Here is a 21,114-nt window from a genome sequence, read left to right as displayed (position 1 = left end):
AAGATGTATCACTCGGGAGGTCATGACCCATGGAAGCGTTCCATCCGGGCACGATCCACTGGGACACCGCAGGCGAGTACCGCAACCTGCTCGTGGCCGGCAGCGCGCTGGTCCTGCAGACGATGCATCCCGCCGTCGGCGCGGCCGTCGCCGAGCACTCCACCTACAAGCAGGACCCGTGGGGGCGGCTCAACCGCACGCTCACCTCCGTCCAGAAATGGGTGTACGGCGGAGCCGAGGGCATCGAGGAGGGGCGCCGCCTGCGCGAGATCCACGCCCCGATCAGCGGCACCGACGAACAGGGCCGCTCGTACCACGCGCTGAACGGCGAAGCCTACGCGTGGGTGCACCTGACCCTGTTCGAGCGCTACATCACCCTGCACCGCTACTTCGGCACGCCCTACTCCGCCGAGCAGGAGCGCGCGCTCTACGCCGAGTCGCAGCAGCTGGGGGAGATCCTGCGGGTGCCCGGGCGGGAGGTGCCGCCCACGATCGAGGAGTTCTGGCCCTACTTCGACGAGATGATCGCCGAGCGGCTCGAGCCCCATCCGACCGCGCTCGAGGTGCTGGCCACCATGCGCGGCACCCCCGCCCCTCCCATGGTGCCCAGGGTGCTGCGCAGGCTGTGGGCCCCTGTGGGGATGGGGTCGGGGGAGTTCAACCACTTCGTCACCGTCGGGACGCTGCCGCCGGCCGTACGGGAGGTGCTGGGTCTGTCGTGGTCGGCGCGGGACGAGCGGCGGCTGCGCAGGCTCGGGCGGGCGGTGGCGGCGCTCACCCCGCACCTGCCCGAGCGGGCGCGCTACCTGCCGGTCGCCTACCGGGCCAGGCGGGCGGCGCGCCGGCGGCGGGAGCTGTCACCCGCGCAGTGAGTCGCGGATCCTGGCGGTCGCCTCGTCGAGCGCGGCGCGGCACTGCTCGAGCGTCTCGCGGGTGAGGCGGCTGTCGGAGGCCTGCTCGCGGACCGTGGCGACGAAGTCGGCCAGCAGCTCGCCCAGCTCGGCGTCGAGCTCGGCGCGGTTGTCGGTGGCCCCGCCCAGATCGCTCCAGACCTCGCTCCAGACGCTGCGCCACTGCCTGCTCAGGCGCTCGCCCTCGTCCTGCCAGTGCGCGGCGTGGTCCATCCACTGCCGCTTCTGCTGGTCCTTCAGCCGCTTGAGATCGGCGGCCTGCTGCTCGCGGCTGTTGCGCTTGACGTCCCTGGCCATCGCCGTCAGCTCCTCGCGCAGCGACTTGACCGTCTCGCGGACGTCCTCCTTGACCTCGCGGGCGATGTCGCGGACGGAGTCGGTGATCTCCTGCTCCAGGTCGGCCAGCTCGTCGAGGCGGGAGTTGAGCTCCTCGCGGCCCTTGTCTGTGATCGAGAAGACCTTCTTGCCGTCGACGACCTCGTGCGTGACCAGGCCCTCCTCCTCCAGGCGGGCCAGTCGCGGGTAGATCGTGCCGGGCGAGGGGGAGTAGACGCCCAGGAAGCGGTCCTGGAGCAGCCTGATCACCTCGTAGCCGTGGCGCGGACTCTCCTCCAGGAGCTTGAGCAGATACAGCCGGAGCCTGCCGTGGCCGAAGACCGGGCTCATTCCTTCTCCCCCTTGAGCAGCGTGACGTCGGCCGAGACGGTGTTGGCCGTGAGAGAGGCCATTCCACCACCCAGCCGCCCCGACAGCGACTTGACCGCTGGACGGTCACGTGGGCGCAGCTCGTCGAAGGCCGAGTCGAGGCGGCCCGAGGTCGAGCGGATCGTGACGTCGCTCTCCGCGTCGTGCGGCAGGCGGACCAGGATGTCGCCGGAGACGCTGGACAGCGTGACGTGCCCGGTGGGGCGCAGTGCCAGGTCGGCGGTGATCCTGCCGGAGATCGTGCCGGCTCTCAGCCGCCTCGGGACGCCTCCGGCGACGGCCAGGTCGCCCGATACGCTCTTGAACGCCAGGTCACCCTCCATCGCGCGGCTCTCTACGTCGCCGGAGACGGTCTCGGCGTTGACGTCGCCGCTCACACCGTCCAGGACGATCTCGCCCGAGACGCTGCGGACATTGGTGCGCCGCTCGAAGCCCGCGACCACGGCCGAGGCGGAGACGACGCCGACGCTGAGGCGGCAGTCCTTGGGGACGGTGATCGTCAGGGTGCTGGAGCGCTTGCCCGACCGCTTGAGCCAGCCGAGCAGGCCGTCCCAGGTGAGGTCCTTGTAGGCGATCGTGAGCGTGCCGTCGTCGTCGTGGGTGACGATGAGCGGGGTGGAGTCGATCTCGGTGACCTCAAGAGCCGGAGGCCCCTCGCTGGCCAGGACGGCCAGCCTGCCCGCGACGATGCGCACGTTGAGCGCGCTCACGGCGTCGAACGTGAGCTGCTGGGGCCGCTCGATCGTCCACTGCGACATGGTTCCGTCCTTCGTTCCCGACGCGTCCGACACAAGACACGATATGTCGCGTTGTCGGAAATCTCAAGATGTATCGTGTCTCACTCCTCGTCGTCGGAGTCGTGGCGGGCCAGCCAGGTCGCCAGCCGCTCGATCGGGGTCTCGAACTCGGGGTTGAGGTCCACGAACTCGCGCAGCCGCTCACCGAGCCACAGGAGGCTGACCTCCTCCTCCCCGCGCCGCTCGACGAGCTCCTCGATCCCCCTGTCGGTGAAGTACATCTCTCTCCTGTTCCTCGCGCCGATGCCGCTGCGTCACTCTAGTGCGCCGCACGTCGTGAACCTCGGGCGGGCGAGCCGGCGGGTACAGGCGTGCGGGATGTCCGCAGCGGAAAGATTCCTCGTTCCGCGGCCCCTGGGAGCGCCGCCGAGCCGACCGGCGCTCGTGTCAGGCGTCCGCTGTCGAGCCTACGCCCGCCCCCCTCCGGTGGAGATCACCGGACGGCCGGTCGAGCCCGATGAGGGCAGAGAACGCCGAACGCCCCGGCCCGCAGAGGACCGGGGCGTTCGTGGCTGTGTCAGCCGAACAGCGCGTGCTGGATCTCCTCCAGCTCCCTGTCGTGAGCGGCGTGCGAGCCGGTCGCGGGAGAGCTGTTGGGTGTGCGGGAGACCCTGCGCAGGCGGCGGCCGCCGAACATGTCGGGGTTCTCCGCCAGCTTCAGCGTGAGGTACGGCCACGGGCCCATGTTGACCGGCTCGTCCTGCGCCCAGACCAGCTCCGCCGTGGAGCCGTAGCGGGCGAGCTCGGCGTTGAGCTCGTCCTCGGGGAACGGGTAGAGCCGCTCGAGACGGATGACCGCGGTGTTCTCCGCCGCCGGAGACTTCTCGCGGGCCGCGACCAGGTCGTAGTAGACCTTGCCCGAGCACAGCACGACCTTGGTGACCTTGCCGGGGTCGACCGTGGTGTCGCCGATGACCGGCTGGAAGGTGCCCGAGGTGAACTCGGCCGCCTTCGACGTGGCCTTCTTGTGCCGAAGCAGCGACTTCGGCGTGAAGACCACCAGCGGCTTGTGCCTGCCCGACTGAACCTGCCAGCGCAGCAGGTGGAAGTAGTTGGCAGGGGTCGTCGGCTGGACGACGGTCATGTTGTCGAGCGCGCAGACCTGCAGGAAGCGCTCGATACGGGCCGAGGAGTGGTCGGGGCCCTGCCCCTCGTAGCCGTGCGGCAGCAGCAGCACGACGCCGGACTTCTGGCCCCACTTCTGCTCACCGGACGAGATGAACTCGTCGATGATCGTCTGTGCGCCGTTGACGAAGTCGCCGAACTGGGCCTCCCACGCCACCAGCGCGTCGGGCCTGACCACGCTGTAGCCGTACTCGAAGCCCAGCGCCGCGTACTCGCTCAGCAGCGAGTCGTAGACGTAGAACTTCGTGGTGCCCTGGTTGAAGGCCTTGAGCGGGGTGTGGTCCTCACCGGTGAGCCTGTCGACCAGCACCGCGTGGCGCTGGACGAAGGTGCCTCGGCGGGAGTCCTGACCGACGAGGCGGACAGGGTGACCGTCGATCAGCAGCGAGCCGAAGGCGATGGTCTCGCCCATGCCCCAGTCGATGGCGTCCTGCTCGACCATCTGGCCGCGGCGCTGGATGATCGGCGCCAGCCGCGGGTGCGCGGTGAAGCCGTCGGGCAGGTTGAGCTGGGTGTCGACGACGCGCTTGAGCGTCTCGTCGGTGATCGCCGTCGGCGTGTCGGCGTGCGACCACTTGACCACCTCGGTGGCGGGCACCTGCAGCTCGCCGGAGTCGGCGGGGCGCTTGGCCGCCTCGCGGACCTCGGTGAAGGCCTGCTCCAGCTTGGCCTGGTAGTCGCGCAGCGCCGACTCGGCCTCCTCGACCGTGATGTCGCCGCGGCCGATCAGGGCCTCGGTGTAGAGCTTCCTGGTCGAACGCTTGGCGTCGATGATGTCGTACATCAGCGGCTGCGTGTAGGCCGGGTTGTCGCCCTCGTTGTGGCCGCGACGGCGGTAGCAGACCATGTCGATGACGACGTCCTTGCGGAAGGTCTGGCGGTACTCGTAGGCCAGCCTGCCGACGCGGACGACGGCCTCGGGGTCGTCGCCGTTGACGTGGAAGATCGGCGCCTGGATCATCCGCGCCACGTCGGTCGCGTAGACCGAGCTCCTGGAGGAGGCGGGCGAGGTGGTGAAGCCGACCTGGTTGTTGACCACGATGTGCACGGTTCCGCCGGTGCGGTAGCCGCGCAGCTGCGACAGGTTGAGCGTCTCGGCCACCACGCCCTGGCCCGCGAAGGCCGCGTCGCCGTGGACGAGCACGGGCAGGACCGAGAAGCCCTCCTCGCCGCGCTCCAGAAGGTCCTGCTTGGCGCGCACGACGCCTTCGAGGACCGGGTCGACCGCCTCGAGGTGCGAGGGGTTGGCGACCACGGAGGAGACGATGGTCTTGCCCGTCGGCGCGGTGAAGGTGCCGGTGGCGCCCAGGTGGTACTTCACGTCACCGGAGCCGTGCGCCGTGCGCGGGTCGATGTTGCCCTCGAACTCGCCGAAGATCTGGCCGTAGGACTTGCCCACGATGTTGGCCAGCACGTTGAGCCTGCCGCGGTGGGCCATGCCGATGACGACCTCGTCGAGGCCCTCGCCTGCCGCCTCGCTGATGACCGAGTCGAGCAGCGGGATGAGGGACTCGCCGCCCTCCAGGGAGAACCTCTTCTGGCCGACGAACTTCGTCTGCAGGAAGGTCTCGAACGCCTCCGCCGTGTTGAGGCGCGCGAGGACGTGCAACTGCTCCTCGCGGTCGGGCTTGGCGTGCGCCTTCTCCACCCGCTCCTGAATCCAGGCCCGCTCCTCGGGGTTCTGGATGTGCATGTACTCGATGCCGACCGTGCGGCAGTAGGAGTCGCGCAGCACGCCCAGGATCTCGCGCAGCTTCATCAGGGGGCGGCCGCCGAAGCCGCCGGTGGCGAACTCGCGCTCCAGGTCCCACAGCGTGAGGCCGTGCGACTGGATGTCGAGGTCGGGGTGCTTGCGCTGCTTGTACTCCAGCGGGTCGGTCTCGGCCATGAGGTGGCCACGGACGCGGTAGGCGTGGATCAGCTCGATCACGCGAGCGGACTTGGCCACGTCGTCGTCGTGGGAGGCCGAGACGTCCTGCGTCCAGCGAACCGGCTCGTAGGGGATCCTCAGCGCCTCGAAGATCTCGTCGTAGAAGCCGTCCTCGCCCAGCAGCAGCCGGTGGATCGTGCGCAGGAAGTCGCCCGACTGGGCGCCCTGGATGATCCGGTGGTCGTAGGTGCTGGTGAGCGTCATGACCTTGGAGACGGCCAGGCGCGAGAGCGTGTCGGGCGAGGCGCCCTGGTACTCGGCCGGGTACTCCATCGCGCCGACGCCGATAATCGTGCCCTGCCCCGGCATGAGACGCGGCACGGAGTGGACCGTGCCGATCGTGCCCGGGTTGGTCAGCGAGATCGTGGTGCCGGAGAAGTCGTCGACCCCGAGCTTGCCGGAGCGGGCCTTGCGGACGATGTCCTCGTAGGCCATCCAGAACTGCCGGAAGTCCATGCCTTCGGCGGCCTTGATGGAGGGCACGAGCAGCTGGCGCTCGCCGCTGCTCTTCTGCACGTCGATCGCCAGGCCGAAGCCGATGTGCTCGGGCTTGACCAGCGTCGGCTTGCCCTCGACCTCGGTGTAGGAGTAGTTCATCTCCGGCATGGCCTTCAGCGCCTTGACGATCGCGTAGCCGATCAGGTGCGTGAAGGAGACCTTGCCGCCACGACCGCGCGCGAGGTGATTGTTGATCACGATGCGGTTGTCGATGAGCAGCTTGGCGGGGATGGCCCTGACGCTGGTGGCGGTGGGCACGGTGAGCGAGGAATCCATGTTGGCCGCCGTGCGCGCTGCGGCGCCGCGCAGCTTGACCTCTTCGGCGCCTGCGGGCACGGGGGTGGAGACCTTGGGCTTCTCGGTGGGCTTCTCGGTTGCGGTGGTAGTCACGGCGGCCTTCGGAGCGGTGGGGGCGGGCGCGGTCGCTGTGCCGTTCGCCGCCTCCCTGGCCGGGGTTCGGCCCGGTCCATAGTCAGGGTTGTAGTCAGCGAAGAAGTTCCACCAGGCCTTGTCCACAGACTCGGGATCCTGGAGGTATTTCTGGTACAGCTCGTCGACAAGCCATTCGTTCTGACCGAAGCTTGCCAGCGGGTTTGTCCGCGACGACTCAGACGACACGGCGGAAATCGCCCTCTTCCGCAGATCGGCGTTGATGATAGAGAACCTGTCCAAGGCTACTCGCCCAGACCGGCAACGTGCGCCCTTGAGGCGAGGCCACTCCGTCTGATCCTCTCAGGACTGTCCAAAGTGGTCACGCCTCCCTAGTCAATCCTGGGGGTGCAGTCATTGTTACCATTCGGTATCAACACTTCGGCGGGGGTTTTACGTCCCGCTAACGATGAGTCTCGTCGCGATGCGCACTCCAGGAGTGATCTCCGACAGCAGTTCGGCCAGCTCCTCGCCGGCCACCTTGAGCTCGTCGAGCGAGAACGGCTCGAGGCGCTCCAGGAGGAACAGCGCGTCCGTGGTCTCCTCCGTGATCCTGGTGCGCGCCACCTGACGCCAGTTCCACCTGCGGCAGGTGACGCCGAGGTCGTCGCGCCAGACGACCTCGCCGGGCTCGGGCACGCCGAGCGCCTCCTCCGACGGCTCGTCGCCCACAGCCCGCACCAGGCGCGCGGGGCCCTGGTAGCGGGTGAGGTCCTCGCCGCCGATGGGCAGCACGTGCTTCACGCTGATGGCGTTGTAGCCGTCGACGACCTGGTTGATCTCGGGAAGCGGCAGCCTGCGCGAGAGCGCGTCCACCGAGGGCCTGGTGCGCGACGGCTTCGCGCCGAACGCCCGGTAGGCCTCCCTCCACGACTCGAGCTTCTCGTGGTCGTTCGGCACCGGCCTCGCCTCGGCCAGCCAGCCGCGTGACCTGTCGTCGGTGGGGCCGTTGCGCAGCCCGTGCGCGGTGATGGCGAGGACGGCGAAGTCGGGCCGCAGCGCGGTGACCGCAGGGTCAACGGTGATGTCGTCAAGCATGTGACCAGCGTAGGACCAACGCGCGGGCCCTGGAGGAGGCAGGGCCCGCGCCGCTTCATGGCCTCAGGCGCAACGGGCGCCGTCGAGCAGGAACACCTCGGGGGAGGCGCCCTTCGCCCTGTCGCTCAGGAACCCGAAGACCACCGACCCGCCCGGTCTGACGGCCGGGCCGCGGGCCGTCACCACGGGACCTGACTGCGAGAGCTCCGCTCCCCAGTCACGTGCCACGCGCCGGCCGTCGGGGAACCACCAGCGCAGGCTCCAGCCCTCGATGGTCTTCTTCCCCGTGTTGGTCAGCCTGATCTGCCCTGCGGGCCCGTGCGCGGCGTACGACACCGTGCACGAGGCCCGCTTCCCCCTGTCGGCGAGGAACGAGGCGATCCAGGCCAGCGGGGAGTTCCAGTTGATGGTCAGCTCGTTGGTCGACCACGACTCGATGTCGTCGATGTAACAGAACTGCGGCGCGCACCCCTTCAGCAGCCGCTGGGCGACGGGGTCCTGGATGGCGGAGTTGGGGCCACCGGCCAGCGTCCCCCTGGGCGGGTTCGGCAGCGAGGCGTCGAGCTGGCGGGCGTACCAGCGGCTGTGCTGGTTCTTGGCGGCGACCTCGCCGTAGCCGGTGACGTACGACTGGTTGAGCGCGTTGCGGCCGAGGACGTAGTCCATGCCCTCGCGCACACCCGCTCTGTACTTCTCCTTTCCGCTGAGGTCGTGGGCGACGGCCATGACGACCATGTTGTTGAGGATCAGATTGTTGGAGCCCCAGTCGTAGTCGGGCGGCCCGTACGGCACGCCGTACGGGTGCGACCTGAGCGTGGCGAGGTAGGTGTCGGCCCCCTTGAGCACCGACGCGCGCACCCTGGCGCGGTCGGGCAGCGCGTTCGGCACCGCCGCGAGCTGCAGGCGGCCGAGCTGGGCGGTGTGGCCCCAGTCGAAGCCGCGCTCGAGCCAGACATCGCCCCTGTGATGCGGCGAGGCCATGACGAAGTCGGCGAACGGCTTGTCTCCCGTCGTGATGAACAGCTCGGCGGCGGCCCAGTAGAACTCGTCCGAGACGTCCTTGTCGTCGTACGGTCCGCCGCCGACGTTGTCGGCGGGATCGGCCAGGACGGAGGGGTTGGCCACGGCCGCCGCCCACGCCTTGCGCGCGGCGGTCATGGCCCGGGCGGCGAAGGCCGCGTCGTAGGGGGCGAAGATCCGTGCGGCCTGCGCGGCGGTGGCGGCCAGGTTGAGCGTGGCAGCCGTGGACGGCGGGTGCAGGGTGCGCTGCTGCGGGTCGAGATGGGGCAGCAGGGGCAGGCCGGTCCAGGCGACGTCGTGGATCTTGTGATGCGCCATCCCCGCCTGCTGCCTGCCGTCGGGCACCTGCATGGACAGCAGGAACTCCAGCTCCCACCTGGCCTCGTCGAGGATGTCGGGCACCCCGTTCCCGCTCTCCGGGATGGTGAGCCGGCCGTCGGCGAAGGCGGTCTTGTCCCGTTCGTAGGCCGACATGAGCTGGTGGACCGAGATGCCGCCGTTGACGACGTACTTGCCGTGGTCGCCGGCGTCGTACCAGCCGCCGCGCACGTCGAGGGTGTAGGCGTCGCCGTAGGGGACCTCGGTGTCGCCCTTGTTGGGGGCGACGTCCAGGTGGCCCGCCGGTCTGCCGTAGCCGGGCCGCAGGTCGTCGCGGATCTCGATGCCGCTGCGCTGGGTGTAGTAGAACTTCAGCGCGTCCACGCGGAGCTCGTCGTAGAGGTCGTCGCCGATGTCGAAGGGGCGGCTGGTCTCGCCGTCGGCGGTCAGGGTGTAGCCCTGGCCGGGCCTGGCGTAGGAGCCGAAGTCGATGGAGTGGACGTTCTGGCCCGAGCTGGCGTCGAGGCCGCGCGGCCTGCTGGAGCCCTCGGCCACCGTGTCGCCCCCTGCGTTCCTGAGCTGCCAGGCGAAGGGCGTGGTCAGGTCGGTGACCACGGTGGCGTTCTTCGGGCCCTTGGTGAGGTATCCGACCATGTTGACGCGAACCCTGGGCCCTGTGTCGGGCTGGTGGACGTCGGGGTCGGCGCCGCCCTTGAGTGACACGTCGTCCAAGCAGAACCTCCATGGGTCGGCGCTTCCCCCGAGCTGGAAGGCCACCTGGGCGTTCGGCAGGCTCACGGGCGCGGTGAAGACGTGGTGGTGGGCCCCTGGCTCGGGTCCGAGCTCGGGGGAGGCCGACAGGTACTGCGTCCAGGGGTCGACGGGGAGTTGGATCAGCGCCCTCGCGACCCTGGCGGGTCCGGCTGAGGCGGAGTACCTGTAGGCGTAGGTCTCGCCCGCGACGAGCGGCACGCCGTCGAGGCCGATGATCACATCCCAGGGGTTGGCGGTACCGCCGGGGATGTCGGCGCACAGCCGCCCTTCGGACACCGCGATGCTGGTGTTGGCCGTGCTCCACCACGGGGCGGTGCCGGTCTCGAAGGTGCCGTTGACGATCTGCTCGGGGCCCTCGTCGGCGTGCGCCGTGGCGGGACCGAGCGCGACCGCGGTGAGCAGGGATAAGGCCGCAGCCCAATGTCGCATCATCGCATTCCTCGGGAGGGACTTGTGGGAGCGCTCCCAGCCTGTCGCCCGCTCACCGGGCCGTCAACGGGCCATGAAACTTTCACGCGCCCTCGCCGGGAGGTTTTTCCTACAGCCAGCCGTGCTCGCGGGCCAGCCTGAACGCCTCGCCCCTGCTCGAGACGCCGAGCTTGGCGACCGCGGCAGCCAGGTAGTTGCGGACGGTCCCGCCCGACAGGTGGGTACGGCGGGCGATCACCGCCACCGGCGTGTCGGACTCGGCCAGCCGCAGCACCTCGAGCTCGCGCGGCGTCAGCGGGCACTCGGGCGCGGTCAGCGCGTCGGCGGCCAGCGCGGGGTCGACGTAGCGCCCACCCGCGTGGACACGCCTGATCACCTCGGCCAGCGCGCCGCCGGGGGAGCCCTTGGGCAGGAAGCCCTTCGCCCCCGCGTCGAGGGCCCGCTTGAGCAGCGGCGGCTTGCCGTACCCGGTGAGGATGACCACCTTGCAGGAAGGGAGCGCGGCGGCCAGCGCGGCGCTGACCTCCAGCCCGTCGAGGGCGGGCATCTCCAGGTCGACCACGGCCACGTCCGGCCTGTGGGCCAGCGCGGTGTCGACGGCCGCTCTGCCGTCGGCGGCCTGGGCGACGACCTGGAGGTCGGGCTCCAGGCCGAGCAGCGCGGCCAGTGCCGTCCTGATGAGCTCCTCGTCGTCGGCGAGCAGCACCTTGATCACAGCGTCACCTCCAGGTGGAACACGTCGCCCTCGACCGAGGTGCGCAGCGCGCCGCCGACCTCGGCCAGGCGTTCACGCAGGCCGTGCAGGCCCGAGCTGTGGCGGTCGGGGGCGGCCTGCCCCGCGCCGTCGTTGGTCACGGTCATCCTGGTGCCGCTGATCGCGATCTCGCACCAGCCGGCCGTACTGTGCCTGAGGATGTTGGTGGTGGCCTCCCGCAGCACCGTGGCGAGCTGGACGGCGACCTCGCGCGGCAGCTCGCGGTCGGGGCCCGTGACCGTGCAGCGCACGCCCGAGGAGCGCAGCACCTGCGCGACGGCGGTGAGCTGGGCGGCCAGGTCGACCTCGCGATAGCCGTGGACGGCCGCGCGCAGGTTCGTGAGCGCGTCGGCGGCCACGCGGCGCAGGTCGGCGGCCTCCTGCGCGGCCTTGTCCGGCGCGAGGAAGACCAGCCGTTCGGCCAGCTCGGCCTTGAGCGCGATCACCGAGAGATCGTGGCCCAGGACGTCGTGCACGTCACGCGCGAAGCGCAGCCGCTCCTCCACCGCCGCCAGCCCGGCCTGGGCGGCGCGGCCCTCCTGCGCCTCGATCAGCAGGTTCCACAGCCAGACCTGCAGGCCGCTGATCGTGAGCGTGGACAGCCCGAGGATGACCGTGATCGCGACATACGGGCGGACCTGGTCGCCCGCCCACAGCGCGACGCCCGCGGAGGCGGCGGTGGCCGCCGCCATGACGGCGAGCGCGGGCCACCGCCGTGTGGTCAGCATCGGCGCGGTCGCGAAGACCGAGCCGCCGATCCACGCCCAGGTCTGCCAGTCGGGTACGGCCAGCGGCCCCGCCAGCGGGATCGAGGCCACGGTCGCGGCCGTGAAGACGCGGCGCCGGACACCGGGGTCCACCGAAGGGGTGACCGCGGCGTGCAGCACGCCCGCCAGGGCGGCGGCGAACAGGACGATGCCGAGCGCGCCCAGGACGACCAGCAGGGGATCGGGCTCGCGCAGCAGGCCGACGCCGGGCATGACGAGGCTCGTCAGCACGGTCATGCCCAGGGTCGCCAGGGTCGCGAGCCTGGCCCAGCGCAGCACGCGCGCAATTCTAGGCGGGCGCGCTCCGGCCGGTGAGGCCGACAGAATATGGTTCTGGAACAATGGCGAAATGTCGAAGTTTGTGGTGACGGCGGCGAACGAGGCCCAGCGGGCCGCCTGGCTCGGTGGAACGCTCCCCGAGGTCGAGAAGGTCAGGCCGGGCCTGTGGTCCATCCCGGTGCCCATTCCGATCAACCCCCTGCGTTACGTCCTCGTCTACGCCCTCGAACTGCCTGACGGGGTGGCGATCGTCGACGCGGGATGGAACACCGACGAGGCCTACGACGCGCTCGTGGCGGGGCTGGCCGTCGCGGGTTACTCGATCACCGACGTCAGGGCCGTGCTGGTCACCCACATCCACCCCGACCACTACGGCCTCGCGGGGCGGGTCAGGGAGGTCTCGGGCGCGTGGATCGCCCTCCATCCCGCCGACGCCCGCCTGCTGCGCGACCGGTACGACGACGACTACGTCGAGACGCTGGTGGAGCAGGAGAAGGCGCTCCTTGTCAGGTCGGGCGTGCCGCAGACCGTGCTCGACACCCTGGCGGGCGCGTCGATGATGATCAGGCACATGGTGACCATGGCCAGGCCCGACCGCCTGGTCGAGGACGGCGACCGCCTGGACCTGCGGGGCTGGGACCTGCGCGCGGTGTGGACGCCGGGGCACTCGCCAGGGCACCTGTGCTTCCTCTCGGAGTCGCGCAGGGTGCTGTTCTCTGGCGACCACGTGCTCGCCAAGATCACTCCGATGGTGGCCGTGCACCCGCAGTCCACGCCCAACCCGCTGGCCGACTATCTCGAGGCGCTGGTCGCGGTGCGCAAGTTCGAGGTGGACGAGGTGCTGCCCGCGCACGAGTACCGCTTCAAGGAGCTGGCCGAGCGCGTCGACTACGTGATCGGCCACCACGAGGACAGGCTCGAGGAGATCGCCGAGGTGATCGGCGCGCACGACGGCATCACCTGCTGGGACATCGCCACCAGGCTCACCTGGTCACGGCCGTGGGAGTCGATCCAGCCGTTCATGCGGCGCGCGGCCAACAATGAGACCCTCGCCCACCTGGCCTGGCTGGAGGCCAAGGGGCGGGTGCGCAGGACCCCCGGAGAGGCGGATCTCTGGCATTCCATGCAAAACTAGTAGGAAAAGTTGACTTTAATGGGGGGCCTGCGTAGCGTCGGCGACGAGAGGAGAGCGATGAACATCGTCACCGTCGTCGGAAACCCGAGAACCGGATCCAGAACTCTCGCAGCGGCGGTGGCGGCCACCGAGGCCGTCGCCGCGAGACTCGGCCAGGACTGTCAGACAGACGTCGTCGACCTGTCCGCCCTCGGGTCCGTCCTCCTCGACACGAGAGCCCACGCGGGCCTGGAAGTGGCGCTGGAGCTGGTGCGAGGGGCCCACCTGGCGGTCATCGCCAGCCCCACCTACAAGGCCACCTACACCGGCCTGCTCAAGGCCTTCCTCGACAGGCTCCCGCCCGGGGCGCTCGCGGGCAGGACGGCGCTGCCCGTGCTGGTCATGGGCGACCCCAGGCACGCCCTCGCCGTGGAGGTCCACTTCAGGCCGCTTCTGCTGGAACTCGGCGCGTCCGTGCCGACCCCGGGGCTCGCGCTGCTGGAGTCCGACCTTCCCGGCGGGCCGGCCCTGTCGGCGTGGGCCGACCTCGTCGTCCCGCAGATCCCTCTGGGCGAGGAGGCCCTGCGATGACGATCACGGACGAGACAGGAGTGGACGGCGAGCGCTTCCGCAGCGCGCTGGCCAGACACGCGGCGGGCGTCGTGGTCGTCACCGCCAACTCGCGGGGCGTTCCCGTGGGGCTCACCGCGACCTCGTTCTCCTCGGTCAGCCTCGCCCCTCCGCTGGTGTCCTTCTACGTCGCCCAGTCGTCGGCCACCTGGCCGCGGCTGCGGCTGGCCGGCACGTTCGCCGTCAACGTGCTGGCAGGCGACCAGCACGACGTGGCGGGGCGCTTCGCCCGCAAGGACGTCGACCGCTTCGCCGAGCCCACCCGCTGGCGTCCAGGGCCCTCGGGGACGCCGCTGCTGGAGGACGTCGCCGCCCACCTGATCTGCGCGCCGCACTCCACGATGGCGATCGGCGACCACATCCTCGTGGTCGGCCTGGTGACCTCCGCCTCCACCACCCGCGCGGCCCCTCTGCTCTACCACCACGGCCGCTACGGCCGTTTCCAGCCCCATCCGTGAGGACGCGGCGCCGGGATCAGTGGCGGGTGACGGTGTGACGGCCGGTGGCGACGGGCAGGTCGAGCATGGTACGGATGCCGGGAGGGGCCGCGCACAGCGCGGGGACGTTGTTGACCACGCGGGCGGCCGCCGCGGCCAGCCCGTGCGAGACCTCGTCCACGGTCACGGTCATCTGCGGCACGCCCTCGATGTGGATGGCGAAGCCGGGATCGGGCCAGCGTCGCACCCTGGTGGAGTCGGCCTTGTAGACGCACTCGACGGTCATGAAGGGGCGTCCGCGCACCAGTCCTGAGAAGACCCAGCGCGAGGCGCAGACCGTGCCCTCGCGCACCAGCCCGGCCGAGATCTCGAACTCCTCCGTCGCCAGTTCGAACTCGTCGCTCTCCTCCACCTCGTCGAGACGCACGTCGAGGGCGTCGGCCACCAGCTGCACGCTCTCGGCGAAGAGCGAACGCTGGAAGGCTCTGTACGGCCTGATCGCCGCGGTGTAGTCCTTGGCCGAGCGGGTGAAGCCGACCAGGTCGACCACGATCTGCCTGGAGGGATGGCCGCGGAAGTCGGACGACTCGCGCACGTAGATGTGGTCGACCCTGCTCGACAGCCCGGTCAGCGCCAGGGGCAGGAAGTCGCTCATGAAGCCGGGGTTGATGCCGGTGCCGTGGAGGGAGCTGCCACCCTTCTTGCAGGCCTGTTCGAGCCGCTCGACGACGCCGGGGCCGTAGGAGCGCGGGTAGACGAAGCCCGTCGTGGTGATCACGTTCTTGCCCGAGGCGAGCAGCGCGCAGATCGTCTCGACGTCGGAGGTCTGGTCGCGCCCGAAGTAGGAGGCGGGCAGCGGCATGTGCAGCACGCAGTCGGCGTCGAGCGCCATGATCCGCTCGACGTCGTCGGTGCAGCAGACGCCCGCGGGCGGCATGCCGACCAGCTCGCCCGCGTCCATGCCCACCTTGTCGGGGTCGTAGACCAGGACGCCCGCGAGCTCGAACTCCGCTCTACTCAGCACGCTGCGCAACGCGTAGCGGCCGACGGCGCCAGTGGCCCACTGGACCACGCGGAGGGGCGGCTGTGTGGGCATGCAGAGCCTCCAGCCCGGATGGTGGGCGGGGCCGTTACAGGGAGGGGTGTCGTCGTTGACCGCCGCCCTAGCGGGGTCAAGAACTCTAGCAGAAATCCGTCCGACTGATCACTGTCCGCAACAGCATCATCGGGATATTGTGCCCTTACTAGAATGTTGTTCTCCTAGCGTGGAGGGTTCGCATGCTCCGGTTCGACGGCAAGGTCGCCATCATCACGGGCGCCGGGCACGGTCTCGGTCGCTCGCACGCGCTTCTCCTGGCCGAGCGCGGCGCCCACGTCCTGGTCAACGACCTCGGCGGGGCGCTGGACGGCACGGGCGCGTCGACGGGCCCCGCGGCCGAGGTCGTCGAGCTGATCACCAAGAACGGCGGCCAGGCGGTCGCGAACACCGACAACGTCGCCACCCCCGAGGGCGCCAAGGCCATCGTGCGCTCCGCCGTCGACGCGTTCGGCAAGGTCGACATCGTCGTCAACAACGCGGGCATCCTGCGCGACAAGTCGTTCGGGAAGATGACGGTCGAGGAGTTCGACACGGTGCTCGCGGTGCACGTACGCGGGTCCTACCTGGTCAGCCAGGCCGCCTACCCCTATCTCAAGGAGCAGGGCTACGGCAGGATCGTCAACACCTCCTCACCCGCCGGCCTGTTCGGCAACTTCGGCCAGGCGAACTACTCCACGGCCAAGATGGGCCTGGTCGGGCTGACCAAGACCCTGGCCATCGAGGGCGCGCGCAGCGGGATCAAGGCCAACGCCATCGCGCCCATCGCCTGGACGCGCATGACCGAGGCGCTGCTTCCCGCCGAGTTCGAGGCGAAGTTCACCGCCGAGCGCGTCAGCGCGCTGGTGGCCTTCCTGACGCACGAGTCGTGCGAGGTCACGGGCGAGGTGTTCAGCGTCGGCGGCGGGAAGGTGGCGAGGGTGTTCGTGGCCGAGGGCCCCGGCTGGAAGACCGACGACCTGTCACCCGAGACGATCGCCGCCAACTGGGACTCGATCATGGCCGAGCAGCCCTACGTGCTGTCGGCCGCCGACTCGATGAAGGCCATGCTCTGACGGAGCCCCGCGAGGCCGCCTCCGCGTGGGCGGCCTCCGGCGTGCTCGTTGTGCCGGTCAAGACCGCACTTTGTTCGATGATCGTCCGAAGGGGCTCACGTATCAGTCCAATTACGTGACGATGATCTCTTGATTTCGGCATAAGTACGCTCTTATGGTCGCGGCATGACGGGTGACGTCCCCGGCTCGCCGGGCGATGTTCTGACGCTGATCGGCAGCGGGTCGGCCACCACACGGTCCGACCTCGCGAGGATCACTGGCCTGGCCAGGTCCACGATCTCCCAGCGGGTCGACGCGCTCATCGAGCGCGGGCTCGTCGAGGAGACCCAGGGCGGCGACTCCACGGGCGGCCGACCGGCGCGGCAGCTGCGCCTGCACGCCGAGGACCACGCGGTGGCGGGCGTCGACCTGGGCGCGACCCACTGCAGGATCGCGCTCATGGACCTCACGGGGCGCCTCCTGGCAGCGGCCGAGGACCCGATGCGCATCTCCGAGGGGCCCGAAACCGTCCTCGACCACGTGGAACGGCGCATCCACGCGCTGCTCGAAGACGCGGGCCGTCCGCCGACCGCGCTGAGGGCGATGGGGCTCGGCGTGCCGGGGCCCGTGGAGTTCGCCACCGGCAGGCCGAACAATCCGCCGATCATGCCGGGCTGGAACGGCTACCCCATCCCCGACCGCTTCACCACCATGATCCTGGTCGACAACGACGTCAACGTGATGGCGCTGGGCGAGCACAGGAACGCCTTCCCCGAGGTGGCGCACCTGCTGTTCGTCAAGGTGGGCACCGGCATCGGCTGCGGGATCGTCGCCGGGGGCGCGCTGCACAGGGGCGCGCAGGGCTCGGCGGGCGACATCGGGCACATCAGGGTGAGCGGCCACGACCAGGCCTTCTGCCACTGCGGCAACACCGCGTGCCTGGAGGCGGTGGCCGGAGGAGAGGCCCTCGCGCGCAGGCTCACCGACCTGGGCTTCTCCGCCGAGACCGGCTCCGACGTGGTCACCCTCGTCCAGAACGGCAACACCCAGGCGCTCCGCCTGGTCAGGGAGGCGGGCCGGCTCATCGGCGAGGTGCTCGCCGGGCTGGTCAACTTCTTCAACCCCGAGGTCATCGTGATCGGCGGGGTGCTGGCCAGGGTGCACGAGCACCTCCTGGCGGGCGTCCGCGAGACCGTCTACCGGCGCTCGCTCCCGCTGGCCACCCACGACCTGGTCATCGTGCCCAGCCGTACAGGGGTCAACGCCGCCGCGCTGGGTGCGGGGACGCTGGCCATCGAGCACTACCTCGCTCCCGACAACATCAATCGGATCGTCACATGCTGATCATGAGTGGCATCGTCAAGCAGTTCCCCGGCGTACGGGCGTTGGACGGGGTGGACCTCGACGTGCGCGCGGGCGAGGTGCACTGCCTGCTCGGCCAGAACGGCGCGGGCAAGTCCACGCTCATCAAGGTGCTCGCCGGCGTCCACCAGCCCGACGAGGGGACCATCGAACTCAACGGCGAGGCCATCAGGCCGAGCAGCCCCGTCGACGCCATCAGGCTCGGCGTGGCCACCATGTACCAGGAGCTCGACCTCGTCGACGGGCTCAGCGTGGCCGAGAACATCCTGCTCGGGCACGAGCCCACCCGCCTCGGCTTCACCCGCCGCAGGGCGTTGAAGAGCACCGCCACCGAGATCCTCACCAGGCTCGGGCACGGGGAGATCAAGCCGTCCACCGAGGTCGGCAGGCTCTCACCGGCCGCCAAGCAGGTGGTCTCGATGGCCAGGGCCCTCTCCCACGAGGCCCGCGTGATCGTCATGGACGAGCCGTCCGCGGCGCTGGCCCACGACGAGGTGGCCAACCTGTTCCGCATCATCAGGGAGCTCACCTCCCAGGACGTGGCCGTCGTCTACATCTCCCACCGCCTCGAGGAGATCAGGGAGATCGGCGACAGGGTCACCGTCCTCAAGGACGGCAGGACGGTCGCGGTCGGCCTGCCCGCCCGCGACACCCCCACCTCGCAGGTCGTCTCGCTCATGACCGGCCGCAACGTGGAGTACGTCTTCCCTCCCCGCTCGGGCGTCGCGCCCGGGGCGGAGGTCCTGCGCGTGGAGAACCTCACCGCCCCCGGCGTCTTCACCGACATCTCCTTCGCGGTGCGGGCGGGGGAGATCGTCGGGCTGGCAGGTCTGGTCGGCTCGGGCAGGTCCGAGATCCTCGAAGCGGTGTACGGCGCGCGCCGCGCCTCAGGCCAGGTCCTGCTGGAAGGCGCGTCCGTGTCCAGATCCACCACCAAGGCGGTACGGCACGGCATGGGCCTGGCTCCCGAGGAGCGCAAGGCCCAGGCGCTCCTGCTGGACCAGAGCGTGACGGCCAACATCACGCTGGGCAGCCTCAGCCGCTACGCCAGGTACGGCTGGCTCGACAGGGCCCGCGAGGACGTCGAGGCCAGGCAGCTCGTCGAGACCCTCGACATCAGGCCGCCCGACCCGCAGCGGCCGATCAAGACCCTCTCGGGCGGCAACCAGCAGAAGGCGGTGCTGGCCCGCTGGCTGCTGAACGGGCGCAAGCTGCTCCTGCTCGACGAACCCACCCGAGGGGTGGACGTCGGCGCGAGGGCCGAGCTCTACGCGGTCATCAGGAAGCTGGCCGACGACGGGATCGGGGTGCTGCTGGTCTCCAGCGAGGTGCCCGAGGTGCTCGGCCTGGCCGACAGGGTGCTGGTGATCCGCGAGGGCCGCGTCATCCACGAGGGCGCCGCCACAGACCTGGACGAGCACGCCGTCCTGGACATGATCATGGAAGGTAGTGCGGCCTGATGAACGGGGTCCTTTCGCTGACAGGGCGGCGCTTCGGCGAGGCCAGGCATCTCGGGCTGGTGATCGCTCTGGTGCTGCTGGCCGTCGTCGGGCTGGTGACCGTACCTGAGAACTTCGCCACCGCCTCGAACCTGGTCAGCATCCTGTCGCTGGCCGCCACCATCGGCGTGATCACGGTCGGCATGACCTTCGTGATCATCGGTGGTGGCATCGACCTGTCCGTCGGCGCGATCATGGCGCTGGCCTCGGTGTGGGCGACCACGCTCGCCACCCAGGCGTTCGGCCCCTTCATCATGGCGGTCTGCGCGATCCTCGTCGGCACCGGCGCCGGCCTGGTCAACGGCCTGCTGATCGCCTACGGGCGGATGGTGCCGTTCATCGCCACGCTCGCCATGCTGGTCGCCGCGCGCGGCCTCGCGCAACGGATGTCGGACCGCAAGACCCAGCTCATCCAGCAGGGCAACGAGGCGATCGTCGCCCTGTCGACCACCAGGGTGCTCGGCATCCCGCTGCTGGTCTACATCTTCGCGCTGGTCGTCGCGGTCGGCTGGATCGTGCTCAACCGCACGACCTTCGGCCGCCGCACCTACGCGGTCGGCGGCAACCCGGAGGCCGCGAGGCTCGCGGGGATCGACGTGCGCAGGCACACGATGCTGCTGTACGCCCTGTCCGGCTTCTGCTGCGGGGTCGCCGCCATCCTGATCATGGCGAGGACCACCACGGGCTCCTCCACCCATGGAGACCTCTACGAGCTGGACGCGATCGCCGCGGTCATCATCGGCGGCACCCTGCTCACCGGGGGAAGGGGCACGATCATCGGCTCCATCCTCGGCCTGCTCATCTTCACGCTGATCACCAACCTGTTCATCCTCAACGGGCTCAACACCAGCGACCAGCTGGTCGCCAAGGGCCTGATCATCGTCGTCGCCGTCCTTCTCCAGCGGCGGAATCTCAAGGAGAGAGCCACTTGACCGCCTCTCCACGGACGAAGCCGAGGAGATCCGGCCCTCACAAGCCGGGGTTCCTGCTTCACGGCCAGTTGCCCACCAGGCTTGCGCCCTCGGGGTCTCACACCGGCTCCACAGGCGTTTCATCTCTCCACCAGCCCGGCGGCGAGAATGTTCTTCGCGGCGTTGATGTCCCTGTCATGACGAATGCCGCAGACGCACTGCCAGGTGCGGACGTTCAACGACATGGACGGCTCGAGCGCACCGCACGCCGAGCACAGTTTCGAGGACGGGTGCCAGCGGTCGATCACGACCAGTTTCCTGCCGTACCAGGCCGTCTTGTACTCCAGCATCGAGCGGAGTTCCCGCCAGGCCGCGTCGGAGATGGCCCGCGCCAGCGAGTGGTTCTTCGCCATGTTGTGGACGACGAGGTCCTCGATCACGACCGTTTGGTTCTCACGGACGAGACGAGTGGTGAGCTGGTGCAGGTGATCGCGCCTACGGTCAGAAATGCGTGCGTAGACCCTAGCCACGCGAAGTCGGGCTTTGTCCCGGTTACTGCTGCCCTTGGCTTTACGGGCGAGCGCCCGCTGTGCCTTGGCCAGCTTGCGACGATCGGTCCGCTCGTGGCGGGGGTTGGCGATCTTCTCTCCGGTGGAGAGGGTCGCCAGGGCAATGAGGCCCACGTCCACGCCGATCGTGGACTGCACCGGCGGCAGAGGAGCGATCTCCTCCTCCACTTGGAGCGAGACGAACCAGCGGCCCGCCGCGTCTCTGCTCACCGTTACGGTCGACGGTCTCGCACCCTCGGGCAGGGGTCGCGACCACACAATCTCGAGCGGCGTCGTCATCTTCGCCAGGATGAGCCGCCCGTCCTTCCATCGGAAGGCGGAGCGGGTGTATTCCGCCGACGCTCTCGACTTCTTGCGGGACTTGAAGGTCGGGTACATCGCCCGTTTGGCGAAGAAATTCGCGAACGCCGCCTGCAGATGGCGAAGCGCCTGCTGCAACGGGACCGAGGAGACCTCGTTCAGGAACTCCGTCTCCTTGGTTCGCTTCCAGCGGGTGAGCGCGGCGGAGGACTCCCCATAGGAAACTCGGTGGCCCTCGGCGTAAGCGCGGGACCGCTCCTCCAACGCTTTGTTGTAGACCAGGCGGACGCACCCGAATGTCCGGGCGAGCTCGGTCGCCTGCTCCGGGGTAGGCCGAAAGCGGTACTTGTAGGCCCGCTTCACGCTCATTGCCATGACTCAAACACTA

Annotated in this window: 17 protein-coding genes and 1 pseudogene; 8 read left to right on the top strand and 10 right to left on the bottom strand. The window is 69.7% G+C overall.

The annotated features are described in order from the left end of the window. The first annotated feature begins 29 nt into the window (after positions 1 to 29). A complete protein-coding gene (locus tag ABFX50_RS18745) occupies positions 30 to 872 on the top strand; it encodes an oxygenase MpaB family protein (protein WP_346147990.1) in 843 nt (280 codons plus the stop codon). Here ABFX50_RS18745 and ABFX50_RS18740 read toward each other — a convergent pair. The 8 genes from ABFX50_RS18740 to ABFX50_RS18705 form a co-directional block, all read right to left on the bottom strand. After that, entirely contained in the window at positions 858 to 1,577 is a 720-nt protein-coding gene (locus ABFX50_RS18740) for a helix-turn-helix transcriptional regulator (RefSeq protein WP_346147989.1), read from the bottom strand. The genes ABFX50_RS18745 and ABFX50_RS18740 overlap by 15 nt on opposite strands. After that, entirely contained in the window at positions 1,574 to 2,374 is an 801-nt protein-coding gene (locus ABFX50_RS18735) for a DUF4097 family beta strand repeat-containing protein (protein WP_346147987.1), read from the bottom strand. Before ABFX50_RS18735 ends, ABFX50_RS18740 begins: the two co-directional genes overlap by 4 nt. An 80-nt stretch (positions 2,375 to 2,454) precedes the next feature. Continuing rightward, on the bottom strand, positions 2,455 to 2,634 hold the full coding sequence (locus tag ABFX50_RS18730) for a DUF6104 family protein (protein ID WP_346147985.1): 180 nt from the start codon (positions 2,632 to 2,634) through the stop codon (positions 2,455 to 2,457). A 296-nt stretch (positions 2,635 to 2,930) separates the two neighbouring features. Then, positions 2,931 to 6,584, bottom strand: coding sequence for a multifunctional oxoglutarate decarboxylase/oxoglutarate dehydrogenase thiamine pyrophosphate-binding subunit/dihydrolipoyllysine-residue succinyltransferase subunit (locus ABFX50_RS18725; protein WP_346147983.1), 3,654 nt, complete (start codon positions 6,582 to 6,584; stop codon positions 2,931 to 2,933). A gap of 204 nt (positions 6,585 to 6,788) precedes the next feature. Beyond that, complete coding sequence (locus tag ABFX50_RS18720; protein ID WP_346147981.1) at positions 6,789 to 7,433, bottom strand: B3/B4 domain-containing protein; 645 nt, start codon at positions 7,431 to 7,433, stop codon at positions 6,789 to 6,791. A 63-nt stretch (positions 7,434 to 7,496) separates the two neighbouring features. Then, complete coding sequence (locus ABFX50_RS18715) at positions 7,497 to 9,977, bottom strand: glycoside hydrolase family 9 protein (RefSeq protein WP_346147979.1); 2,481 nt, start codon at positions 9,975 to 9,977, stop codon at positions 7,497 to 7,499. Between the two features lie 106 nt (positions 9,978 to 10,083). Next, positions 10,084 to 10,689 carry a response regulator transcription factor gene (locus tag ABFX50_RS18710; protein ID WP_346147977.1) on the bottom strand — a complete coding sequence of 202 codons (606 nt, stop codon included), beginning with the start codon at positions 10,687 to 10,689 and terminating at the stop codon, positions 10,084 to 10,086. Continuing rightward, positions 10,686 to 11,774 carry a sensor histidine kinase gene (locus ABFX50_RS18705; protein WP_346147975.1) on the bottom strand — a complete coding sequence of 363 codons (1,089 nt, stop codon included), beginning with the start codon at positions 11,772 to 11,774 and terminating at the stop codon, positions 10,686 to 10,688. Before ABFX50_RS18705 ends, ABFX50_RS18710 begins: the two co-directional genes overlap by 4 nt. A 70-nt stretch (positions 11,775 to 11,844) precedes the next feature. Between ABFX50_RS18705 and ABFX50_RS18700 the strand changes: the two genes are divergently transcribed. Genes ABFX50_RS18700 through ABFX50_RS18690 form a run of 3 tightly spaced genes read left to right on the top strand, consistent with a single transcriptional unit; the run spans position 11,845 to position 13,976 of the window. Next, positions 11,845 to 12,909 (top strand): MBL fold metallo-hydrolase, encoded by a 1,065-nt coding sequence (locus ABFX50_RS18700; RefSeq protein ID WP_346147973.1) that lies wholly within the window; start codon positions 11,845 to 11,847, stop codon positions 12,907 to 12,909. A 57-nt stretch (positions 12,910 to 12,966) separates the two neighbouring features. Next, positions 12,967 to 13,479 (top strand): NADPH-dependent FMN reductase, encoded by a 513-nt coding sequence (locus tag ABFX50_RS18695; protein ID WP_346147971.1) that lies wholly within the window; start codon positions 12,967 to 12,969, stop codon positions 13,477 to 13,479. Then, complete coding sequence (locus ABFX50_RS18690) at positions 13,476 to 13,976, top strand: flavin reductase family protein (protein ID WP_346147969.1); 501 nt, start codon at positions 13,476 to 13,478, stop codon at positions 13,974 to 13,976. The genes ABFX50_RS18695 and ABFX50_RS18690 overlap by 4 nt, the downstream gene beginning before the upstream one ends. 16 nt (positions 13,977 to 13,992) lie before the next feature. Here the strand turns inward: ABFX50_RS18690 and ABFX50_RS18685 are convergent, their stop codons facing one another. Continuing rightward, entirely contained in the window at positions 13,993 to 15,051 is a 1,059-nt protein-coding gene (locus ABFX50_RS18685) for an NAD(P)H-dependent amine dehydrogenase family protein (protein WP_346147967.1), read from the bottom strand. Positions 15,052 to 15,233: 182 nt separating this feature from the next. On the opposite strand from ABFX50_RS18685, the gene ABFX50_RS18680 reads away from it, so the two are divergent. From ABFX50_RS18680 to ABFX50_RS18665, 4 genes are all read left to right on the top strand, one after another. Continuing rightward, positions 15,234 to 16,106, top strand: coding sequence for an SDR family oxidoreductase (locus ABFX50_RS18680; RefSeq protein WP_346147965.1), 873 nt, complete (start codon positions 15,234 to 15,236; stop codon positions 16,104 to 16,106). Between the two features lie 165 nt (positions 16,107 to 16,271). Beyond that, positions 16,272 to 17,429 (top strand): ROK family transcriptional regulator, encoded by a 1,158-nt coding sequence (locus tag ABFX50_RS18675; RefSeq protein ID WP_183655972.1) that lies wholly within the window; start codon positions 16,272 to 16,274, stop codon positions 17,427 to 17,429. Then, positions 17,423 to 18,907, top strand: coding sequence for a sugar ABC transporter ATP-binding protein (locus tag ABFX50_RS18670; RefSeq protein ID WP_346147962.1), 1,485 nt, complete (start codon positions 17,423 to 17,425; stop codon positions 18,905 to 18,907). The genes ABFX50_RS18675 and ABFX50_RS18670 overlap by 7 nt, the downstream gene beginning before the upstream one ends. After that, positions 18,907 to 19,878 carry an ABC transporter permease gene (locus ABFX50_RS18665; RefSeq protein ID WP_183655978.1) on the top strand — a complete coding sequence of 324 codons (972 nt, stop codon included), beginning with the start codon at positions 18,907 to 18,909 and terminating at the stop codon, positions 19,876 to 19,878. The genes ABFX50_RS18670 and ABFX50_RS18665 overlap by 1 nt, the downstream gene beginning before the upstream one ends. Positions 19,879 to 19,922: 44 nt before the next feature. Here the strand turns inward: ABFX50_RS18665 and ABFX50_RS18660 are convergent. Next, a pseudogene (locus ABFX50_RS18660) lies at positions 19,923 to 21,101 on the bottom strand (RNA-guided endonuclease InsQ/TnpB family protein); the annotation flags it as partial. Positions 21,102 to 21,114 lie beyond the last annotated feature (13 nt).

It is taken from the genome of Nonomuraea recticatena, assembly GCF_039533245.1.
Lineage (GTDB): Bacteria > Actinomycetota > Actinomycetes > Streptosporangiales > Streptosporangiaceae > Nonomuraea > Nonomuraea roseola.
The sequence above is the reverse complement of the archived record's forward strand: the minus strand, read 5'-3'. Positions and strand labels throughout refer to the sequence as shown.